Source organism: Enterobacter sp. KB-221C9, assembly GCF_041320715.1.
In the GTDB taxonomy this organism is placed as follows: domain Bacteria; phylum Pseudomonadota; class Gammaproteobacteria; order Enterobacterales; family Enterobacteriaceae; genus Enterobacter; species Enterobacter asburiae_D.
The window spans coordinates 62,649-81,869 of sequence record NZ_JBGIWG010000020.1 but is presented as its reverse complement, the minus strand read 5'-3'; the positions used below and the strand labels follow the sequence as shown (position 1 = coordinate 81,869).

The following is a 19,221-nucleotide window of genomic DNA, read 5'->3' as shown; positions in this document are numbered from 1 at the left end:
GCGCGGTGGTCCCACCTGACCCCATGCCGAACTCAGAAGTGAAACGCCGTAGCGCCGATGGTAGTGTGGGGTCTCCCCATGTGAGAGTAGGGAACTGCCAGGCATCAAATTAAGTAGTAAGCCGGTGTATAAATCCGGTGGTTACAAGCAGTCTTCGGTGGAGCGGTAGTTCAGTCGGTTAGAATACCTGCCTGTCACGCAGGGGGTCGCGGGTTCGAGTCCCGTCCGTTCCGCCACTTATTAAGACATTAAGCCTGCCTTACTGGCAGGCTTAATGGCAAAAAACTTTAGGGGCGTAGCTCAGTTGGTAGAGCACCGGTCTCCAAAACCGGGTGTCGCGAGTTCGAGTCTCTCCGCCCCTGCCATATAGAATCCTTTGCTTCGGCAAAGGATTTTTTTTTGCCTGAAACGCTGCAGAAAACGCTCTTCTTAATTTTCAGCCAGCATTTCTGCTGGCTGATGTCTCAATCCATTACGTTGATTTTTAACAGATCTTTTATCTGCGATTGCTTATCACTGTTTTGCAGCCAAATCGCATACAGTGGCCTGGTAAGCGTAGTGGAATCCATCACGGTGTGCAGCCCAGCTTTAGTGTCTGCCCAGCGAACAGGTAACCAGGTACAACCTTTCAGCAGGGACAACTGCTGACAGGCTATCTCTGCAGAACTGGTCGTTAACTGTGGGACATCATCAGGTGCAATCAACCCCGTCTCGTGCTGCTGAAAATCCGGCCCCCATTCCAGGCGTAGATAGGTCAGGTCTGCCTTCATCATCGAAGGTTCAGAGGCATAAAGCGCAAGGCCAAACTGCCCCACAATCTGGCTGCTAAATTCGTCCATCTTGGGGGCTTCCGTTGTGATCAGAAGATCAAGCTGGCGCTCATGAAGTTGCTTAACCAGCGACTGCCGCTGTGCAATCCTTGCTTCAAATTGTAGGTGCCCGTGTGAATGATACAGCCTGGTAAGCCACTGACTTAGCATGCATTCCCACAGAGAAGCGCTGGCCCCTATTGAGAACTCATTATGCCTCGAAGTATGTGCCACCTCTTTACGTGCCGCCTGCCAGGTATTCATCAGCGTTTCTGCGTACGGCAGCAGTTTCTCGCCGGCAGGCGTTAAGCGAATATTGTTACGATGGCGGGTAAAAAGATTCACACCCAATTGATTTTCCAGCTGTCGAATACGAAAACTGACTGCTGACTGCGTCAGGTAAAGGGCTTCAGCTGCTCGCCCAAAGTGGCGTGTTCTGCTCACTTCAAGGAAAGTTTTAAGCAATTCCGTATCCACATCTTTCTCCGCAAAATTATTTGTCGTTATGATTTAAATGTTTTGTTTTACACTCTGTCAAGCGTAACTAATACTCCGCGCCATAAATAGCTCGGCCAAAGAATTAGGAGCGTGTAGGATGGCGGAAAGCTTTACGACGACTAATCGTTTTTTCGACAATAAACATTATCCGCGCGGGTTCTCTCGTCACGGCGATTTCACCATCAAAGAAGCTCAACTGCTTGAGCGCCATGGTTATGCCTTTAACGAGCTGGATCTGGGGAAGCGTGAACCTGCTACCGAAGACGAAAAACAGTTTGTTTCTGTTTGCCGTGGTGAGCGTGAGCCGGAGTCTGAAGCGGAACGTGTATGGATCAAGTACATGGCGCGCATTAAGCGTCCAAAGCGCTTCCATACGCTGTCTGGCGGCAAGCCGCAGATGGAAGGTGCAGAAGACTACACCGAGTCTGATGACTAGAATGAAGAGAAGGGGCTACGGCCCCTTTTTTTATGCCAGCAATTTCTGCAAATGCAGCAGTAAACGATCGATAGCGCGGTAGCTCAGTGCCTCCTGCAAATGTTTCCTCTCAATGTCAGTGCACCCCTCCACGTCAGCAATGGTTCTGGCCACTTTCAACAAACGCTGCCACGCGCGTATAGACAGCCCGAACCGCGTCAACGTCTCCTCCAGCCATCCCGCATCCTCAACGTTAAGAGAACAAAACTGCCGGATCCCGGCATTATCCAGCCGTGCATTCAGTCTGTTCTGACGAGCGTACTGCCGCGTCTGGGCTGCAATCACCCGCTCGCGTACATCCGCTGAGCTTTCACCCGTCATGCCCGTTTGCCTGAGCAGACCCGGCGGGGGAAGGGGTATTTCGAGGGATAAATCGAAACGGTCGAGGAACGGGCCGGATAATTTACCCAGATAGCGCAACGTCTGCTCTGGCGTACAGCGGTTATGGTTGCCCTGGTAGTGACCCGTCGGGCTGGGATTCATCGCCGCGACCAGCTGAAACCGCGCGGGATAGCTTATTTTGGCTCGCGTACGTGAGATATGTATCTCGCCGGATTCAATGGGTTCCCTCAGTGCATCCAGCACGCGGCGCTCAAACTCCGGCAGCTCATCAAGAAACAGAATGCCATTGTGTGCCAGCGAGATCTCTCCCGGCCCGGGGATAGACCCTCCGCCGACCATTGCCGTTAGTGAAGCGCTATGATGCGGAGAACGAAAAGGACGACGGCGCCACTGTTTTTGCAACGACGTCGAACTGATAAGGCTATATATGGCGGCGCTTTCCAGCGCTTCATGATTATTGAGAGGTGGAAGCAACCCACTCAACCTGCTTGCCAGCATCGTTTTACCCGTACCCGGCGGACCAATTAACAGAAGATTGTGTCCACCTGCGGCCGTAATCTCCAGTGCCCGTTTCCCTTGCTCCTGTCCCATAATCTCGCTGAGATCCTCGGGTGCATCCGCTATAACATCATCACACTCCTCCGGCTCGGACAGTTCATGACGCCCTTCCAGCCAGGCACAAACTTCCTGTAAATGCCCCGCGATGAGGCACCCCTTCTCGGCGATAAGACTCACTTCTGATGCGTTTTCATTGGCGACAATGATTTGCCGCCCTGCACGTATGGCTTCCAGCGCTCCCGATATCGCACCGGGAACCCCTCTTAACGCGCCTGTGAGCGCGAGTTCGCCAACGAACTCATACGAGCCTAGCCGTGTCGTATTAAGCTGCTCAGAAGCCGCGAGAAGGGCAATTGCGATAGGTAAATCGTATCGTCCCCCCTCTTTAGGCAGATCGGCGGGCGCAAGGTTGATGGTGATCTTCTTCGCGGGGAAGGTATAACCGCTATTTATTATTGCGCTGCGAACGCGATCCCTGGCCTCTTTAACCGTCGTTTCAGGTAACCCAACAAGCGTGAGTCCGGGGAGTCCATTACTCAAATGAACCTCGACGGAAATAAGCGGTGCCTTTACCCCGAGAGCCGCACGCGTAAAAACAACTGACAGTGACATTTGCACTACCTCCTGGAGTAACTATGCCAGCGCCTGTTTTGTCTGTTTAGCGTCATTTTGCGGATTTACGCCGCCTGTTCAGAGATTTTAAGCACACACTGAAACCATTGCATAACCGTGGAAGCCTCCTCGCAGAATGTAAAAAGCCCCGTTTTGACGCTTAAAACCGCAGTAAAAAAATGAAAAATATTCATTTTCTATTTTCCTCATATAAAACAAAGATTTTAAGAAATATGATTTGCTGGCTAATCAAATGAGCCATAAATAAATCTTGTGTTTGTTTTGAATTCTGTGATAACTCTTTAGGTATTCCTTCGAACAAGATGCAGAAAGAACTGAAAATGACAGCCCTTCTACGAGTGATTAGCCTGGTCGTGATTAGCGTGGTGGTGATTATTATCCCACCGTGCGGGGCTGCACTTGGACGAGGAAAGGCTTAGAAATCAAGCCTTAACGAACTAAGACCCCCGCACCGAAAGGTCCGGGGGTTTTTTTATGACTAAAAAACGTAAATGAGGAGCAGAGAATGACGACTAGCACAAAATTCTGTTTCTCCCGATTTATGACGGGGAACTAACTATGAATGGGGCACAGTGGGTAGTACATGCGTTGCGCGCGCAGGGAGTCGAAACAGTATTCGGTTATCCGGGTGGCGCAATTATGCCGATTTACGATGCACTGTATGACGGCGGCGTGGAACATCTCTTGTGCCGACACGAGCAGGGCGCAGCGATGGCAGCCATTGGCTATGCCCGAGCGACCGGTAAAACCGGCGTGTGTATGGCGACTTCAGGCCCGGGTGCAACTAACCTCATCACCGGCCTGGCTGACGCGCTGCTGGATTCCGTTCCCGTTGTCGCCATCACCGGGCAGGTGGCGTCTCCGTTTATCGGTACCGATGCTTTCCAGGAAGTCGACGTCCTCGGTTTATCGCTGGCATGCACCAAACACAGCTTCCTCGTCCAGTCTCTGGAAGAGCTGCCGCGCGTAATGGCAGAAGCGTTCGAAGTGGCAAGCTCCGGTCGTCCTGGTCCGGTTCTGGTGGATATCCCGAAAGATATCCAGGTGGCACTCGGCGATCTGGAGCCGCACTTCTCTACCGTTGAAAGCGACGATGCGTTTCCGGATGCGGAAGTGGAAGAGGCCCGTCAGATGTTGGCGCAGGCGAAACAGCCGATGCTGTACGTCGGCGGTGGCGTAGGCATGGCGCAGGCCGTTCCAGCCCTGCGCGAATTTATCGCAACAACGCAGATGCCAGCGACCTGCACGCTGAAAGGTCTCGGTGCTGTCGACGCGGATTACCCATACTATCTGGGCATGCTGGGGATGCACGGCACCAAAGCGGCAAACCTGGCGGTGCAGGAGTGCGATCTGCTCATCGCCGTAGGGGCTCGTTTTGACGACCGCGTCACCGGCAAGCTGAATACTTTTGCGCCGAACGCCAAAGTCATCCATATGGATATCGACCCGGCGGAGATGAACAAGCTGCGTCAGGCGCACGTTGCGCTGCAAGGCGATCTCAACGCGCTGTTACCGGCATTGCAGCAGCCGCTGGATATCAACGCATGGCGTCAGCACACCGCAGACATGCGCGCCGAGCACGCCTGGCGTTACGATCATCCCGGCGAGGCCATCTACGCGCCGCTGCTGTTGAAGCAGTTGTCCGACCATAAACCGGCTGACAGCGTCGTCACTACCGACGTAGGCCAGCACCAGATGTGGTCCGCGCAGCACATGACCTACACCCGCCCGGAAAATTTCATCACCTCCAGCGGGTTAGGGACGATGGGCTTCGGTCTGCCAGCAGCCGTTGGCGCACAGGTTGCCCGCCCGAACGATACCGTTATCTGTATCTCCGGTGACGGCTCCTTCATGATGAACGTTCAGGAGCTGGGCACCGTTAAGCGTAAGCAGTTGCCGCTGAAGATCGTCTTGCTCGACAACCAGCGTTTAGGGATGGTTCGCCAGTGGCAACAGCTGTTCTTCCAGGAGCGCTACAGCGAAACGACTCTCACCGATAACCCCGATTTCCTCACCCTGGCCAGCGCCTTTGGCATCCCTGGCCAGCACATCACCCGTAAAGATCAGGTTGAAGCGGCGCTCGACACCATGCTGAACAGCGATGGGCCTTACCTGCTTCATGTCTCAATCGACGAACTCGAGAACGTCTGGCCGTTGGTACCGCCTGGTGCCAGTAACTCACAAATGATGGAGAAATTATCATGATGCAGCATCAGGTCGCCGTACAGGCTCGCTTCAACCCGGAAACCTTAGAACGCGTTTTGCGCGTGGTGCGTCATCGTGGTTTTCAGATTTGCTCTATGAATATGGAGACGGCCACTGACGCCCAAAATATCAGTATCGAATTAACCGTTGCCAGCCCTCGGCCGGTCGACTTACTGTTTAGTCAGTTATCAAAGCTGGTAGACGTTGCCCATGTTGCCATCTGCCAGAGCACAACCACATCACAACAAATCCGCGCTTAAGCGTGACAGGACGAAAAAATGACGACAAAAAAAGCTGATTACATTTGGTTCAACGGTGAGATGGTTCGCTGGGAGGACGCGAAGGTCCACGTGATGTCCCACGCGCTGCACTACGGTACCTCCGTATTTGAAGGCATCCGCTGCTACGATTCTCACAAAGGGCCAGTGGTGTTCCGCCATCGCGAACACATGCAGCGTCTGCATGACTCAGCCAAAATTTATCGTTTCCCGGTTTCTCAAAGCGTCGACGAGCTGATGGAAGCCTGCCGCGACGTGATTCGCAAGAACAACCTGACCAGCGCCTATATTCGTCCGCTGGTGTTCGTGGGCGACGTCGGCATGGGCGTGAACCCGCCAGCCGGTTATAACACCGATGTGATCATTGCCGCGTTCCCATGGGGTGCCTACCTGGGTGCAGAAGCCCTGGAGCAGGGGATCGACGCAATGGTCTCTTCCTGGAACCGCGTGGCGCCAAACACTATCCCGACCGCCGCGAAAGCAGGCGGTAACTACCTCTCTTCACTGCTGGTCGGTAGCGAAGCGCGCCGTCACGGCTATCAGGAAGGTATCGCCCTGGACGTAAATGGCTACATCTCTGAAGGTGCGGGCGAAAACCTGTTTGAAGTGAAAGATGGCATCCTGTTCACGCCGCCGTTCACCTCGTCCGCGCTGCCGGGCATCACCCGTGACGCCATCATCAAGCTGGCGAAAGATCTGGGTATCGAAGTGCGCGAGCAGGTGCTGTCCCGCGAATCCCTCTATCTGGCGGATGAAGTCTTTATGTCCGGAACGGCGGCTGAAATCACGCCGGTGCGCAGCGTAGACGGTATCCAGGTGGGCGAAGGCCGCTGTGGCCCGGTCACTAAACGTATTCAGCAAGCGTTCTTTGGCCTCTTCACCGGCGAAACAGAAGATAAATACGGCTGGTTGGATCAGGTTAATCACTAAGCATAAATTTGGGACGGCACGCACCGTCCCATTAAATAGTCAGACGGGAGTAAATAAAGCATGCCTAAGTATCGTTCAGCCACCACCACCCACGGCCGTAACATGGCGGGTGCCCGCGCACTGTGGCGCGCCACCGGAATGACCGACGCCGATTTCGGCAAGCCGATTATCGCCGTGGTGAACTCCTTCACCCAGTTCGTACCGGGCCACGTACACCTGCGCGACCTCGGTAAACTGGTTGCCGAACAAATCGAAGCGTCCGGCGGCGTGGCGAAAGAGTTCAACACCATTGCGGTGGATGACGGTATCGCGATGGGTCACGGGGGCATGCTCTATTCACTGCCGTCGCGCGAGCTGATCGCCGACTCGGTTGAGTACATGGTAAACGCCCACTGCGCCGATGCGATGGTCTGCATCTCCAACTGCGACAAAATCACCCCGGGGATGCTGATGGCCTCCCTGCGCCTGAATATTCCGGTGATCTTCGTCTCCGGCGGCCCAATGGAAGCGGGGAAAACCAAGCTCTCCGACAAAATCATCAAGCTCGACCTGGTCGATGCGATGATCCAGGGCGCGGATCCGAAAGTCTCTGACGAGCAAAGCGATCAGGTGGAACGCTCCGCGTGCCCGACCTGCGGCTCCTGTTCCGGGATGTTCACGGCGAACTCCATGAACTGTCTGACCGAAGCGCTGGGTCTGTCTCAGCCGGGCAACGGCTCGCTGCTGGCGACCCACGCTGACCGTAAGCAGCTGTTCCTCAACGCCGGTAAGCGCATCGTTGAGCTGACCAAACGCTACTACGAGCAGGACGATGCCAGCGCGCTGCCGCGCAACATCGCCAGCAAAGCCGCGTTTGAAAATGCAATGACGCTGGATATCGCGATGGGCGGCTCCACCAACACCGTTCTGCACCTGCTGGCCGCCGCGCAGGAAGCCGAAATCGACTTCACCATGAGCGACATCGACAAGCTGTCCCGCAAAGTCCCGCAGCTGTGTAAGGTCGCACCGAGTACCCAGAAGTACCATATGGAAGACGTACACCGCGCGGGCGGCGTGCTGGGCATTCTGGGCGAGCTGGATCGCGCCGGGCTGCTGAACCGTGAAGTGAAAAACGTGCTTGGTCTGACGCTGCCTGAGTCGCTGGACCAGTACGACGTGATGCTGACCAAAGACGACGCGGTGAAAAAAATGTTCCGCGCGGGTCCTGCGGGTATTCGTACCACTCAGGCCTTTTCGCAGGATTGTCGCTGGGATACCCTGGATGACGATCGCGCCGAAGGCTGCATCCGCTCGCTGGAACACGCCTACAGCAAAGACGGCGGTCTGGCCGTGCTGTACGGTAACTTCGCGGAAAACGGCTGCATTGTGAAAACCGCAGGCGTGGACGACAGCATCCTGAAATTCACCGGTCCGGCAAAAGTGTACGAAAGCCAGGACGATGCGGTAGAAGCCATCCTCGGTGGCAAAGTGGTGGCAGGCGACGTGGTTGTTATTCGCTACGAAGGGCCGAAAGGCGGCCCGGGCATGCAGGAGATGCTCTATCCAACCACCTTCCTGAAATCCATGGGCCTCGGCAAGGCGTGTGCGCTGATCACCGACGGACGTTTCTCCGGCGGCACCTCCGGCCTCTCTATCGGCCACGTTTCGCCGGAAGCGGCAAGCGGCGGCAACATCGCCATCATCGAAGACGGCGACCTGATCGAAATCGACATTCCGAATCGCGGCATTCAGCTCAAGCTGAGTGACCAGGAGATTGCGGCCCGTCGTGAAGCGCAGGAAGCCCGCGGCGACAAAGCATGGACGCCGAAAGATCGCCAGCGCGAAGTCTCCTTTGCCCTGCGCGCCTACGCGAGCCTTGCCACCAGTGCAGATAAAGGCGCGGTGCGCGATAAATCTAAACTTGGGGGCTAATGATGGCCGAGTCACAACCCTTATCCGCCGCCCCCGAGGGGGCGGAATACCTGAGAGCGGTGCTGCGTGCGCCGGTCTATGAAGCCGTGCAGGTTACGCCCCTGCAGAAAATGGAAAAACTCTCTTCGCGCCTCGACAACGTGATCCTGGTGAAGCGCGAAGACCGTCAGCCGGTGCACAGCTTCAAGCTGCGCGGCGCCTACGCGATGATGGCCGGGCTGACCGACGAGCAGAAAGCGCGCGGCGTGATTACCGCGTCGGCGGGTAACCACGCCCAGGGCGTAGCGTTCTCGTCTGCCCGTCTGGGACTGAAGGCGCTGATCGTGATGCCGGTCGCTACCGCAGACATCAAAGTCGATGCGGTCCGCGGCTTCGGTGGCGAAGTGCTGCTTCACGGGGCTAACTTCGACGAAGCAAAGGCCAAAGCGATCGAGCTGGCGCAGCAGCAGGGTTTCACCTGGGTGCCGCCGTTCGACCACCCGATGGTGATTGCCGGGCAGGGCACGCTGGCGCTTGAACTGCTGCAGCAGGATGCCCATCTCGACCGCGTGTTTGTGCCGGTCGGCGGCGGCGGCTTAGCCGCGGGCGTGGCGGTGCTGATCAAACAGCTGATGCCGCAGATCAAAGTCATCGCCGTTGAAGCGGAAGACTCAGCCTGCCTGAAGGCGGCGCTGGATGCGGGTCATCCGGTAGACCTGCCGCGCGTCGGGCTGTTTGCCGAGGGCGTGGCGGTGAAGCGCATTGGGGATGAAACCTTCCGCCTGTGCCAGGAATATCTCGACGATATCGTCACGGTTGATAGCGATGCTATCTGCGCGGCAATGAAAGACTTGTTCGAGGATGTGCGTGCGGTAGCGGAACCTTCCGGCGCGCTGGCGCTGGCGGGAATGAAGAAATACATCGCGCAGCACAACATTCGCGGCGAGCGTCTGGCGCACGTGCTGTCTGGTGCCAACGTGAACTTCCACGGCCTGCGCTACGTTTCCGAGCGCTGCGAGCTGGGCGAACAGCGGGAAGCGCTGCTGGCGGTGACGATTCCGGAAGAGAAGGGTAGCTTCCTGAAATTCTGTCAGCTGCTGGGCGGTCGTTCGGTGACGGAATTTAACTACCGTTTTGCCGATGCCAAAGACGCCTGTATTTTTGTCGGCGTGCGTCTGAGCCGCGGCGTGGAGGAGCGCAAAGAGATCCTCAACCTGCTGCATGAGGGCGGCTACAGCGTGGTCGATCTTTCTGACGACGAGATGGCGAAGCTGCACGTGCGCTATATGGTCGGCGGGCGTCCGTCGAAGCCGCTCAGGGAACGTCTGTTCAGCTTCGAGTTCCCGGAATCGCCGGGCGCGCTGCTCAAGTTCCTGCACACGCTGGGCACACACTGGAACATCTCTCTGTTCCACTACCGCAGCCACGGCACCGACTACGGCCGCGTGCTGGCGGCGTTTGAACTGGGCGAGCACGAGCCGGATTTCGAAACGCGGCTGAACGAGCTGGGCTATGAGTGTCACGACGAAACCCATAATCCGGCGTTCAGGTTCTTCCTTGCGGGCTAGGGAGCTCGGGAAAATGCCTGATGGCGCTGCGCTTATCAGGCCTACGTTCTTTCGAGCCGTAGGCCGGATAAGGCGCTCGCGCCGCCATCCGGCTAGTGGTTGGGCAGAATATTCCAGAACGCATCAATAAGCGGCTCATGCAGCCGCTTTTTTTGCGCGCACACGCCAAGCTCAAACGGCGTCTTCTCGTCGCTGCGTTCCAGAATCATCACGCGATTGCGCACCGGTTCCGGGCTATTTTCCAGCACCACTTCCGGCAGCAGCGCCACGCCGCAGCCCAGCGCCACCATCGACACCATCGCCTCATGGCCGCTGACCGTGGCGTAAATCGACGGGTTGCTGATTTTCTGACGGCGGAACCACAGCTCAATGCGGCGGCGCACCGGACCCTGATCGGCCATGATAAACGGCACCGTGGACCAGTCCGGTTTTTCCACCGATACCTGATTGCGCACCGGGCAGGGCAGCGCCGGGGCAATCAGCACCACCGCCAGATTCTCCAGCATTGAGAATGCCACCGCGCCCGGCAGGGTTTCAGGTTTCCCGGCAATGGCGAGATCCGCTTCGCCCGTCACCACTTTTTCCATTGCGTCGGAGGCGTCGCCGGTCGTGAGCTTAATTTCAACCGACGGATGCGCCGCGCGGAAGCGGTCCAGAATGGGCGGCAGATGGCTATAGGCGGCGGTCACGGAGCAGAAAATATGCAGTTCGCCGGAAAGTGACGGCCCCTGCTGGTCAATCGAGTGCCGCAGCTGCTGGTACTGCAACAGCGTCTGCTGGGCAAAAATGCGCAGTTCTTCACCCGCTTCCGTGAGGGTGACGGTGCGGTTGTCGCGCACAAACAGCGGCTGGCCGAGGTCTTCCTCAAGGCGCTGGATCTGGCGTGAAAGCGTGGAGGGGCTAACGTGCATCGCCCGGGCGCTGCGGCCAAAATGGCGGCTTTCCGCCAGGTGCAGGAACATTTTCAGATCGCGTAAATCCACCGATTCCACTCCCTCTTTTTACATTGCAAAAATTGCAACATGACGTTGTGAATATATCAATTTCCGCAATAAATTTCCTGTTGTAATGTGGGTACATTCTCGCTGAAACGCGAACCGAACAATAAGACACACAACATCACGAGGTATCACCCATGGCTAACTACTTTAATACACTGAACTTGCGCCAGCAGCTGGCGCAGCTGGGCAAATGCCGCTTCATGGCGCGCGACGAATTTGCCGATGGCGCGAGCTACCTTCAGGGTAAAAAAGTGGTCATCGTCGGCTGTGGCGCACAGGGTCTGAACCAGGGCCTGAACATGCGTGACTCCGGTCTGGATATCTCCTACGCCCTGCGCAAAGAAGCGATTGCTGAGAAGCGTGCTTCCTGGCGCAAAGCGACCGAAAACGGCTTCAAAGTGGGCACCTACGAAGAGCTGATCCCGCAGGCGGATCTGGTGGTTAACCTTACCCCGGACAAGCAGCACTCTGACGTTGTGCGTTCCGTACAGCCGCTGATGAAAGACGGCGCCGCGCTGGGTTACTCCCACGGCTTCAACATCGTTGAAGTGGGCGAGCAGATCCGTAAAGACATCACCGTAGTGATGGTGGCGCCGAAATGCCCGGGTACGGAAGTACGCGAAGAGTACAAACGCGGCTTCGGCGTGCCGACCCTGATCGCGGTTCACCCGGAAAACGATCCAAAAGGCGAAGGCATGGCGATTGCCAAAGCATGGGCAGCGGCGACCGGCGGCCACCGCGCGGGCGTTCTGGAATCGTCCTTCGTTGCCGAAGTGAAATCTGACCTGATGGGTGAGCAGACTATCCTCTGCGGTATGCTGCAGGCCGGTTCTCTGCTGTGCTTCGACAAGCTGGTGGAAGAAGGCACCGACCCTGCCTACGCGGAAAAACTGATTCAGTTCGGCTGGGAAACCATCACCGAAGCGCTGAAGCAGGGCGGTATTACGCTGATGATGGACCGTCTGTCCAACCCGGCAAAACTGCGTGCTTACGCGCTGTCTGAACAGCTGAAAACCATCATGGCACCGCTGTTCCAGAAACACATGGACGACATCATCTCCGGCGAATTCTCTTCCGGCATGATGGCGGACTGGGCGAACGACGATAAAAACCTGCTGACCTGGCGTGAAGAGACCGGTAAAACCGCGTTCGAAACCGCGCCACAGTATGAAGGTAAAATCGGCGAGCAGGAGTACTTCGATAAAGGCGTACTGATGATCGCGATGGTGAAAGCAGGCGTTGAGCTGGCGTTCGAAACCATGGTGGATTCCGGCATTATCGAAGAGTCTGCGTACTACGAATCTCTGCACGAGCTGCCGCTGATCGCGAACACCATCGCCCGTAAGCGTCTGTACGAAATGAACGTGGTGATTTCTGATACCGCAGAATACGGTAACTACCTGTTCTCTTACGCTTGCGTACCGCTGCTGAAAGAGTTTATGACCACTCTGCAGACGGGCGATCTGGGCAAAGCGATTGCGGAAGGTGCGGTGGATAACGCGCAGCTGCGCGATGTGAACGAAGCGATTCGCAGTCACCAGATCGAGAAAGTGGGTCACAAACTGCGTGGCTACATGACCGATATGAAGCGTATCGCGGTAGCGGGCTAACAACCTTGTCGGGTGGCGCTTCGCTTACCCGACCTACAAAACCGTAAGATGTAGGCCGGGTAAGGCGCAGCCGCCACCCGGCTTTTTTATTTGCGATACAGAACTTTGATAATGTGATACCCGAACTGGGTGTGCAGCGGGCCGGTTGGCTCCAGCACCGGGCAGGAGAACACCACTTTATCGAACGCCGGAACCATCTGGCCCTGGCGGAACTCACCCAGATCGCCGCCGCGTTTGCCTGACGGGCAGATGGAGTGCTTCTTAGCCAGCTTGCCGAAGTCGGCACCGTTTTTAATCTGCTCCAGAAGATCTAAAGCCAGTTTCTCTTCTTTAACGAGAATGTGCACTGCTGCTGCTGTTTTTGCCATGATCGTGCCTTGAATAGGTTGAAATAAATCGGGGCGCAATATACCACGCGTCAGCGGCGATAAAGCACCTTAATGATATGGTAGCCAAATTTGGTTTTTACCGGGCCGTAGGGCTTCAGAAGCGGGCAGCTAAAGACCGCCTGATCGAACGGGCCGACCATCGCACCTTGTTGAAACTCGCCGAGATCCCCGCCATTGCGCCCGGAAGGGCATTTAGAGTAACGCTTCGCCAGATGATCAAAGCTGATGCCGCGCTCCAGCTTGGTCAGGATCTCCTGGGCCAGTTTCTCTTCTTTTACCAGAATATGCAGGGCTGCTGCGGTCTTTTTCATGGTTCTGCTCTACGGGTTAAACGCGATTTCTCCACTTTATCATTAGCCGGTAAATCTGCGCCCGGCTTTCTGCTACAATCCACACCCCGTTCGAAGATTGAGCAACACTCCCATGCGTTTAAACCCTGGACAACAACAAGCGGTCGAATTCGTTACTGGACCATGCCTGGTGCTGGCAGGGGCCGGTTCGGGTAAAACCCGCGTGATCACCAACAAAATCGCCCATCTGATCCACAACTGCGGGTATCAGGCGCGACACATTGCGGCGGTCACCTTTACCAATAAAGCGGCGCGCGAGATGAAAGAGCGTGTCGGTCAGACGCTGGGCCGTAAAGAGGCGCGCGGCCTGATGATCTCCACCTTCCACACGCTGGGGCTGGATATCATCAAACGCGAGTATGCGGCGCTGGGAATGAAGTCCAACTTCTCGCTCTTCGATGACACCGATCAGGTGGCGCTGCTCAAAGAGCTCACCGAGGGGCTGATCGAAGATGACAAAGTGCTGTTGCAGCAGCTGATCTCGACGATCTCGAACTGGAAAAACGATCTGATGACGCCAGCCCAGGCCGCGGCGATCGCCAAAGGCGAACGGGATCGGATCTTCGCCCACTGCTACGGTTTGTACGATGCACATATGAAAGCGTGCAACGTGCTGGATTTTGACGACCTGATCCTGCTGCCGACGCTGCTGCTGCAGCGCAATGAAGAGGTGCGCGAGCGCTGGCAGAATAAAATCCGCTACCTGCTGGTGGATGAATATCAGGACACCAACACCAGCCAGTACGAGCTGGTGAAGCTGCTGGTGGGACAGCGCGCGCGTTTCACCGTGGTAGGCGACGACGATCAGTCAATTTACTCCTGGCGCGGTGCGCGCCCACAAAACCTGGTGCTGCTGAGCAAAGATTTCCCCGCCCTGCAGGTGATTAAGCTGGAGCAGAACTACCGCTCCTCCGGGCGTATCCTGAAGGCAGCAAACATCCTGATTGCCAATAACCCGCACGTATTTGAGAAGCGTCTCTTCTCCGAACTGGGCTACGGCACGGAGCTGAAAGTGCTCAGCGCCAACAATGAGGATCATGAAGCGGAGCGCGTGACGGGCGAGCTCATCGCTCACCACTTCGTCAACAAAACCGAATATAAGGATTACGCGATCCTCTATCGCGGCAATCACCAGTCGCGCGTCTTTGAAAAGATGCTGATGCAGAACCGCATTCCGTACAAAATCTCGGGCGGCACGTCGTTCTTCTCACGACCAGAAATCAAAGATCTGCTGGCCTATCTGCGCGTGCTCACTAACCCGGATGATGACAGCGCGTTTCTGCGCATTGTGAATACGCCAAAACGCGAGATTGGCCCGGCAACGCTGCAAAAGCTCGGCGAGTGGGCGATGACCCGCAACAAAAGTATGTTTACCGCCAGCTTCGACATGGGGCTGAGCCAGACGTTAACCGGACGCGGGTATGACTCGTTAACCCGCTTCACCCACTGGCTCGGCGAAGTGCAGCGTCTCGCGGAGCGCGAGCCGGTGGCGGCAGTGCGCGATCTCATTCACGGCATCGACTATGAGTCCTGGCTGTATGAAACCTCAGCCAGCCCAAAAGCGGCTGAGATGCGCATGAAAAACGTTAACCAGCTCTTCAGCTGGATGACCGAAATGCTGGAGGGCTCTGAAATCGACGAGCCGATGACCCTGACGCAGGTGGTCACCCGCTTTACCCTGCGCGACATGATGGAGCGCGGCGAGAGCGAAGAGGAGGCCGATCAGGTTCAGCTGATGACCCTGCATGCATCTAAAGGGCTGGAATTCCCGTATGTCTATCTGGTCGGCATGGAAGAGGGTTTGTTGCCGCACCAGAGCAGCATTGATGAAGACAACGTCGACGAGGAGCGCCGCCTGGCCTACGTTGGGATCACCCGTGCGCAGAAAGAGCTAACGTTCACGCTGTGTAAAGAGCGCCGCCAGTATGGTGAACTGGTCCGCCCGGAGCCGAGTCGTTTCCTGCTGGAACTGCCGCAGGATGACCTGATCTGGGAACAGGAGCGCAAAGTGATTACCGCAGAGGAGCGAATGCACAAGGGACAGGCTAACGTAGCAAACATCCGCGCCATGCTGGCAAAAGCCAAAGAGAAAGGATAAGTCCGAAGGGCTTGTAGGTCGGGTAAGCGCAGCGCCACCCGGCATTTTTCACACTCTTACTTTACTTCCAACACCCAGTGCACATAGCTCTGCCACTGGCACTCCTGCTCGATCATCTCGGCCCCTAACGGGTGACGATCAATCCAGTTCTCCGGCAGCGTCAGCGAAAGCTTCTCATCATCGGCCACCAGATTAATGGCTGGCAGCAAATCATCGCGGCGGCGGCTGGCAAACAGGATCGCCAGACGCAGCAGGCGGCACAGATGCTCGGCTACGCGCGGCGGTACGGCGTTTTGCTGATGCAAAGAGGAGAGGTCTACGGCGTTGGTCTGGTTCAGCAGCAGCGTTGCCAGCAGCTTTTTCTGTGCTGGCGTGTAGCCCGGTAAATCCAGGTTTCGCACCAGATACGCGGCATGAGCCGGTGCCTGCTTAAAATCAATGCTCAGCCCCACTTCATGAAGCGCGCAGGCGCTCAGCAGTAAATCCCGGCTCAGATGATCAAGATCCCAGACGTTAGCGACCCGATCGGCGAAGCGTGACGCCAGCTGGGATACGCGTCCGGCCTGATCGATATCAACCAGAAAACGACGCTGCACGTTGCGCAGGGTACGGCTGCGGATATCCTGATCGACCGACAGATGCAACATCCCGTAAACAAGGCCTTCGCGCAGCGCGCCGCCGGCCAGGGTCATGCACTGGATGTTCAGCTCGGTGAAAATGGCGATAAGAATGGCCAGCCCGCTCGGGAAGACTAGCGCGCGTTCCAGCGTCAGGCCTTCAATTTCCAGCTCTTCCAGGCGTCCGCACTGGATGGCACGCTGTTTCAGCTGCTGAAGTTTGGCAAGCGTAATCCGCTCGTCCATTCCCTGCGCCATCATGATTTCCTGCAGAGCCTGCACGGTACCCGATGCGCCCACGCAGACTTTCCAGCCGTGATAGCGCAGCTCGTCCATCACCGGGCGTAACACTTCGCGCGCGGCATTTTCTGCCTCGTCGAAGTTCTCTTTCCCCAGGTTGCGATCGGTAAAGTAGCGCTCAAGCCAGGTCACGCAGCCCATTGACAGGCTGAACAGCGACGTAGCCTGCGCGCCGGTGCCGGTCACAAGCTCGGTACTGGCACCGCCGATATCCACCACCAGGCGGCGATCGTCACCCCCCGTGGTGTGTGCAACACCCTGATAAATCAGGCGAGCTTCCTCTTCACCGCTGATAACCTGGACAGGACATCCCAGGATTTCCTGCGCTCTGGCAATAAAATCCACGGAGTTAACGGCCAGACGGAGCGTCGCAGTGGCGACCACGGTGATTTGGGCATGCGGAATATCCTGCAGACGCTCGGCAAAGAGTCGCAGACACTGCCAGCCACGTTCCATGGCTTCAGGTGAGAGGTGATTGTCACTGCTCAGGCCCGCCGCGAGGCGGACCTTGCGCTTAATACGCGTCAGCGTTTGTATGCTTCCCGCCACCTCGCGCACAACCAGCATATGAAAACTATTCGAGCCGAGATCGATTGCTGCATAAAGCGAGGTGGAGCTGAGCATATTTTCTTAACCTGAACGACGACGATTACGCGGCGCGCCGCCTGAACGACGCGGACCATTGCCGGAGCGTGGGCGGGTTAGACGCTTAGGCGGCGGCAGTTCGCTTAACAGCGCTTCCGGATTGTATTTGCTCTGCGGAATAGAGTGACCGATATACGTCTCAATGGCTGGAAGATTCAGCGCATACTCTTCGCACGCCAGGCTAATCGAGTGACCGCTTGCGCCCGCACGACCGGTACGACCGATACGGTGTACGTAGTCTTCGCAGTCGTCTGGCAGATCGTAGTTAAAGACGTGCGTCACGGCCGGAATGTGCAGACCACGAGCAGCAACGTCGGTTGCGACCAGAATATCGAGATCTCCACGGGTAAATTCTTCAAGAATACGCAGGCGTTTTTTCTGCGCCACGTCGCCGGTCAGCAGGCCAACACGGTGACCGTCTGCAGCCAGATGGCCCCAGATGTCTTCACAACGGTGTTTGGTGTTCGCAAAGATAATGGCGCGATCTGGCCACTCTTCTTCGATCAGCGTTTGCAGCAGACGCATTTTCTCTTCATTGGAAGGATAGAAGAGCTCTTCTTTAATGCGGTGACCCGTTTTCTGCTCAGGTTCCACTTCTACATATTCGGCGTTGTTCATCTGTTCGAACGCCAGTTCGCGAACGCGGTATGAGAGGGTTGCAGAGAACAGCATATTCAGACGCTGATTGGCCGGAGGCATACGGCGGAACAGCCAGCGAATGTCTTTAATGAAGCCCAGATCGTACATGCGGTCAGCTTCATCGAGCACCACAACCTGGATTGCGCCGAGGTTGATGTGGTTCTGTTTGGCGTAGTCGATAAGACGGCCGGTGGTCCCGATCAGGATGTCCACACCGCTTTCCAGCACTTTCAGCTGCTTATCATAGCCGTCGCCGCCATAGGCCAGGCCAAGCTTCAGGCCGGTAGACTGCGCCAGAGGTTCAGCGTCTGCGTGGATCTGTACCGCCAGTTCTCGCGTCGGGGCCATAATTAGCGCGCGCGGCTGGTTAACTTTGCGGTCTGCAATCGCTGGGTGAGAAAGTAAATAATGAAACGTTGACGTTAAAAACGCCATCGTTTTGCCGGTACCGGTTTGCGCCTGCCCGGCAACATCGCGACCGGCCAGCGTCAGCGGCAGCGCGAGGGCCTGAATGGGCGTGCAGTTATGAAAGCCTTTTGTTTCAAGGGCTTCAATCACTTTCGGGTGCAGCGCGAAGTCGGAAAACTTCTGTTCAGTTAAATGTGTTTTGCTCATAGTGTGGTAGAATATCAGCTTACTATTGCTTTACGAAAGCGTATCCGGTGAAATAAAGTCAACCTTTAGTTGGTTAATGCGACATCAACACGTCGTTGGTGGAGACAAAACCAACGTACCAGGCTTATTCCTGTGGAGTTATATATGAGCGATAAAATTATTCACCTGACTGACGACAGTTTTGACACGGACGTACTTAAAGCTGACGGGCTGATCCTCGTCGATTTCTGGGCTGAATGGTGTGGTCCTTGCAAAATGATCGCCCCGATTCTGGATGAGATCGCCGACGAATATCAGGGCAAATTGACCGTTGCCAAGCTGAACATCGACCAGAACCCGGGCACCGCACCAAAATACGGTATCCGTGGCATCCCAACCCTTCTGCTGTTCAAAAACGGCGAAGTGGCAGCGACCAAAGTGGGCGCGCTGTCCAAAGGTCAACTGAAAGAGTTCCTGGACGCTAACCTGGCGTAAGGTTTCTCCGCTGTGCGTTCAGAGCTCCCGGCTAAATGATGTGGAACTCTGGACGCCCGGCTGAAGTCGTGCTAAGTTAGCTATGACTTCGTTTTAAACATATCTTGTTGTTTGAATCTTGTTTTACCCGATACTTCCCGTTGTTGACATGAACAGTGCGTGAAGTGGCTAAATTCCGGGCTTGTCACTCAATCCGTCTTGTCGTTTCAGTTCTGCGTTCTTTCCCTGTGACCAGACAGCGAACAGACATGAGTCGATGGCCGCTAAACAGGCATGGATGACCCTGCCATACCATTC

The 19,221-nt window shown here is 56.2% G+C and carries 18 protein-coding genes, 2 tRNA genes and 1 rRNA gene; 14 read left to right on the top strand and 7 right to left on the bottom strand.

The window, feature by feature from the left end:
* The 3 genes from rrf to AB8846_RS21655 all read left to right on the top strand — a co-directional run.
* Window positions 1-103 (top strand): 5S ribosomal RNA (gene rrf / locus AB8846_RS21665); the annotation flags it as partial.
* A gap of 56 nt (window positions 104-159) precedes the next feature.
* A tRNA-Asp gene (locus tag AB8846_RS21660) sits at window positions 160-236 on the top strand.
* Between the two features lie 53 nt (window positions 237-289).
* Window positions 290-365, top strand: a tRNA-Trp gene (locus AB8846_RS21655).
* 99 nt (window positions 366-464) lie between these two features.
* Here the strand turns inward: AB8846_RS21655 and hdfR are convergent.
* Window positions 465-1,286 (bottom strand): HTH-type transcriptional regulator HdfR, encoded by an 822-nt coding sequence (gene hdfR, locus AB8846_RS21650; protein WP_029739573.1) that lies wholly within the window; start codon window positions 1,284-1,286, stop codon window positions 465-467.
* A gap of 118 nt (window positions 1,287-1,404) precedes the next feature.
* On the opposite strand from hdfR, the gene AB8846_RS21645 reads away from it, so the two are divergent.
* On the top strand, window positions 1,405-1,743 hold the full coding sequence (locus AB8846_RS21645; RefSeq protein ID WP_023309658.1) for a DUF413 domain-containing protein: 339 nt from the start codon (window positions 1,405-1,407) through the stop codon (window positions 1,741-1,743).
* A gap of 30 nt (window positions 1,744-1,773) precedes the next feature.
* On the opposite strand, the gene AB8846_RS21640 is transcribed toward AB8846_RS21645, so the two are convergent.
* Window positions 1,774-3,294 carry a YifB family Mg chelatase-like AAA ATPase gene (locus AB8846_RS21640; protein ID WP_370733654.1) on the bottom strand — a complete coding sequence of 507 codons (1,521 nt, stop codon included), beginning with the start codon at window positions 3,292-3,294 and terminating at the stop codon, window positions 1,774-1,776.
* 341 nt (window positions 3,295-3,635) lie between these two features.
* Here AB8846_RS21640 and ilvL point away from each other — a divergent pair, with 341 nt between their 5' ends.
* The 7 genes from ilvL (at window position 3,636) to ilvA (ending at window position 10,186) form a co-directional block, all read left to right on the top strand.
* Window positions 3,636-3,734 (top strand): ilv operon leader peptide, encoded by a 99-nt coding sequence (gene ilvL / locus AB8846_RS21635; protein WP_001311244.1) that lies wholly within the window; start codon window positions 3,636-3,638, stop codon window positions 3,732-3,734.
* A gap of 86 nt (window positions 3,735-3,820) precedes the next feature.
* Window positions 3,821-3,871 carry a peptide IlvX gene (gene ilvX, locus AB8846_RS21630; protein ID WP_166792073.1) on the top strand — a complete coding sequence of 17 codons (51 nt, stop codon included), beginning with the start codon at window positions 3,821-3,823 and terminating at the stop codon, window positions 3,869-3,871.
* A 2-nt stretch (window positions 3,872-3,873) separates the two neighbouring features.
* On the top strand, window positions 3,874-5,520 hold the full coding sequence (ilvG, locus tag AB8846_RS21625) for an acetolactate synthase 2 catalytic subunit (RefSeq protein WP_370733653.1): 1,647 nt from the start codon (window positions 3,874-3,876) through the stop codon (window positions 5,518-5,520).
* On the top strand, window positions 5,517-5,780 hold the full coding sequence (ilvM, locus tag AB8846_RS21620) for an acetolactate synthase 2 small subunit (RefSeq protein WP_003860184.1): 264 nt from the start codon (window positions 5,517-5,519) through the stop codon (window positions 5,778-5,780). Before ilvG ends, ilvM begins: the two co-directional genes overlap by 4 nt.
* Window positions 5,781-5,798: 18 nt before the next feature.
* Window positions 5,799-6,728 (top strand): branched-chain-amino-acid transaminase, encoded by a 930-nt coding sequence (ilvE, locus tag AB8846_RS21615; RefSeq protein ID WP_023326297.1) that lies wholly within the window; start codon window positions 5,799-5,801, stop codon window positions 6,726-6,728.
* Window positions 6,729-6,788: 60 nt separating this feature from the next.
* The gene (gene ilvD / locus AB8846_RS21610; RefSeq protein ID WP_063145043.1) at window positions 6,789-8,639 is read left to right on the top strand and encodes a dihydroxy-acid dehydratase; all 1,851 of its coding nucleotides are present in this window, start codon (window positions 6,789-6,791) and stop codon (window positions 8,637-8,639) included.
* A 2-nt stretch (window positions 8,640-8,641) separates the two neighbouring features.
* Window positions 8,642-10,186 carry a threonine ammonia-lyase, biosynthetic gene (gene ilvA / locus AB8846_RS21605; RefSeq protein ID WP_024907958.1) on the top strand — a complete coding sequence of 515 codons (1,545 nt, stop codon included), beginning with the start codon at window positions 8,642-8,644 and terminating at the stop codon, window positions 10,184-10,186.
* Between the two features lie 92 nt (window positions 10,187-10,278).
* On the opposite strand, the gene ilvY is transcribed toward ilvA, so the two are convergent.
* Window positions 10,279-11,169 (bottom strand): HTH-type transcriptional activator IlvY, encoded by an 891-nt coding sequence (ilvY, locus tag AB8846_RS21600; protein ID WP_063145041.1) that lies wholly within the window; start codon window positions 11,167-11,169, stop codon window positions 10,279-10,281.
* A gap of 152 nt (window positions 11,170-11,321) precedes the next feature.
* On the opposite strand from ilvY, the gene ilvC reads away from it, so the two are divergent.
* Window positions 11,322-12,797, top strand: a complete 1,476-nt coding sequence (gene ilvC / locus AB8846_RS21595; protein WP_023333828.1) for a ketol-acid reductoisomerase — start codon at window positions 11,322-11,324, stop codon at window positions 12,795-12,797.
* Between the two features lie 86 nt (window positions 12,798-12,883).
* Here the strand turns inward: ilvC and ppiC (AB8846_RS21590) are convergent, their stop codons facing one another.
* The gene (gene ppiC, locus AB8846_RS21590; RefSeq protein ID WP_023309650.1) at window positions 12,884-13,165 is read right to left on the bottom strand and encodes a peptidylprolyl isomerase PpiC; all 282 of its coding nucleotides are present in this window, start codon (window positions 13,163-13,165) and stop codon (window positions 12,884-12,886) included.
* A 50-nt stretch (window positions 13,166-13,215) separates the two neighbouring features.
* A complete protein-coding gene (ppiC, locus tag AB8846_RS21585) occupies window positions 13,216-13,497 on the bottom strand; it encodes a peptidylprolyl isomerase PpiC (protein WP_059311514.1) in 282 nt (93 codons plus the stop codon).
* Window positions 13,498-13,609: 112 nt separating this feature from the next.
* Between ppiC (AB8846_RS21585) and rep the strand changes: the two genes are divergently transcribed.
* Window positions 13,610-15,634, top strand: a complete 2,025-nt coding sequence (gene rep, locus AB8846_RS21580; RefSeq protein ID WP_023309648.1) for a DNA helicase Rep — start codon at window positions 13,610-13,612, stop codon at window positions 15,632-15,634.
* 56 nt (window positions 15,635-15,690) lie between these two features.
* On the opposite strand, the gene gppA is transcribed toward rep, so the two are convergent.
* Together gppA and rhlB are read right to left on the bottom strand one after the other, a co-directional pair.
* Complete coding sequence (gene gppA, locus AB8846_RS21575) at window positions 15,691-17,175, bottom strand: guanosine-5'-triphosphate,3'-diphosphate diphosphatase (protein WP_370733652.1); 1,485 nt, start codon at window positions 17,173-17,175, stop codon at window positions 15,691-15,693.
* Window positions 17,176-17,181: 6 nt separating this feature from the next.
* Window positions 17,182-18,450, bottom strand: a complete 1,269-nt coding sequence (gene rhlB / locus AB8846_RS21570) for an ATP-dependent RNA helicase RhlB (RefSeq protein ID WP_063145039.1) — start codon at window positions 18,448-18,450, stop codon at window positions 17,182-17,184.
* A gap of 144 nt (window positions 18,451-18,594) precedes the next feature.
* On the opposite strand from rhlB, the gene trxA reads away from it, so the two are divergent.
* Entirely contained in the window at window positions 18,595-18,924 is a 330-nt protein-coding gene (gene trxA, locus AB8846_RS21565; protein ID WP_006179218.1) for a thioredoxin TrxA, read from the top strand.
* The last annotated feature ends 297 nt before the right edge of the window (window positions 18,925-19,221 follow it).

What these genes read in the sequence shown, in the direction of transcription:
- ppiC (WP_059311514.1), bottom strand. Translation starts at nt 13,497, where the DNA reads ATGAAAAAGACCGCAGCAGCCCTGCATATTCTGGTAAAAGAAGAGAAA.
- ilvA (WP_024907958.1), top strand. Translation starts at nt 8,642, where the DNA reads ATGGCCGAGTCACAACCCTTATCCGCCGCCCCCGAGGGGGCGGAATAC.
- ilvC (WP_023333828.1), top strand. Translation starts at nt 11,322, where the DNA reads ATGGCTAACTACTTTAATACACTGAACTTGCGCCAGCAGCTGGCGCAG.
- ilvG (WP_370733653.1), top strand. Translation starts at nt 3,874, where the DNA reads ATGAATGGGGCACAGTGGGTAGTACATGCGTTGCGCGCGCAGGGAGTC.
- ilvL (WP_001311244.1), top strand. Translation starts at nt 3,636, where the DNA reads ATGACAGCCCTTCTACGAGTGATTAGCCTGGTCGTGATTAGCGTGGTG.
- ilvE (WP_023326297.1), top strand. Translation starts at nt 5,799, where the DNA reads ATGACGACAAAAAAAGCTGATTACATTTGGTTCAACGGTGAGATGGTT.
- rep (WP_023309648.1), top strand. Translation starts at nt 13,610, where the DNA reads ATGCGTTTAAACCCTGGACAACAACAAGCGGTCGAATTCGTTACTGGA.
- rhlB (WP_063145039.1), bottom strand. Translation starts at nt 18,450, where the DNA reads ATGAGCAAAACACATTTAACTGAACAGAAGTTTTCCGACTTCGCGCTG.
- ilvM (WP_003860184.1), top strand. Translation starts at nt 5,517, where the DNA reads ATGATGCAGCATCAGGTCGCCGTACAGGCTCGCTTCAACCCGGAAACC.
- ilvD (WP_063145043.1), top strand. Translation starts at nt 6,789, where the DNA reads ATGCCTAAGTATCGTTCAGCCACCACCACCCACGGCCGTAACATGGCG.
- AB8846_RS21640 (WP_370733654.1), bottom strand. Translation starts at nt 3,294, where the DNA reads ATGTCACTGTCAGTTGTTTTTACGCGTGCGGCTCTCGGGGTAAAGGCA.
- trxA (WP_006179218.1), top strand. Translation starts at nt 18,595, where the DNA reads ATGAGCGATAAAATTATTCACCTGACTGACGACAGTTTTGACACGGAC.
- ppiC (WP_023309650.1), bottom strand. Translation starts at nt 13,165, where the DNA reads ATGGCAAAAACAGCAGCAGCAGTGCACATTCTCGTTAAAGAAGAGAAA.
- gppA (WP_370733652.1), bottom strand. Translation starts at nt 17,175, where the DNA reads ATGCTCAGCTCCACCTCGCTTTATGCAGCAATCGATCTCGGCTCGAAT.
- AB8846_RS21645 (WP_023309658.1), top strand. Translation starts at nt 1,405, where the DNA reads ATGGCGGAAAGCTTTACGACGACTAATCGTTTTTTCGACAATAAACAT.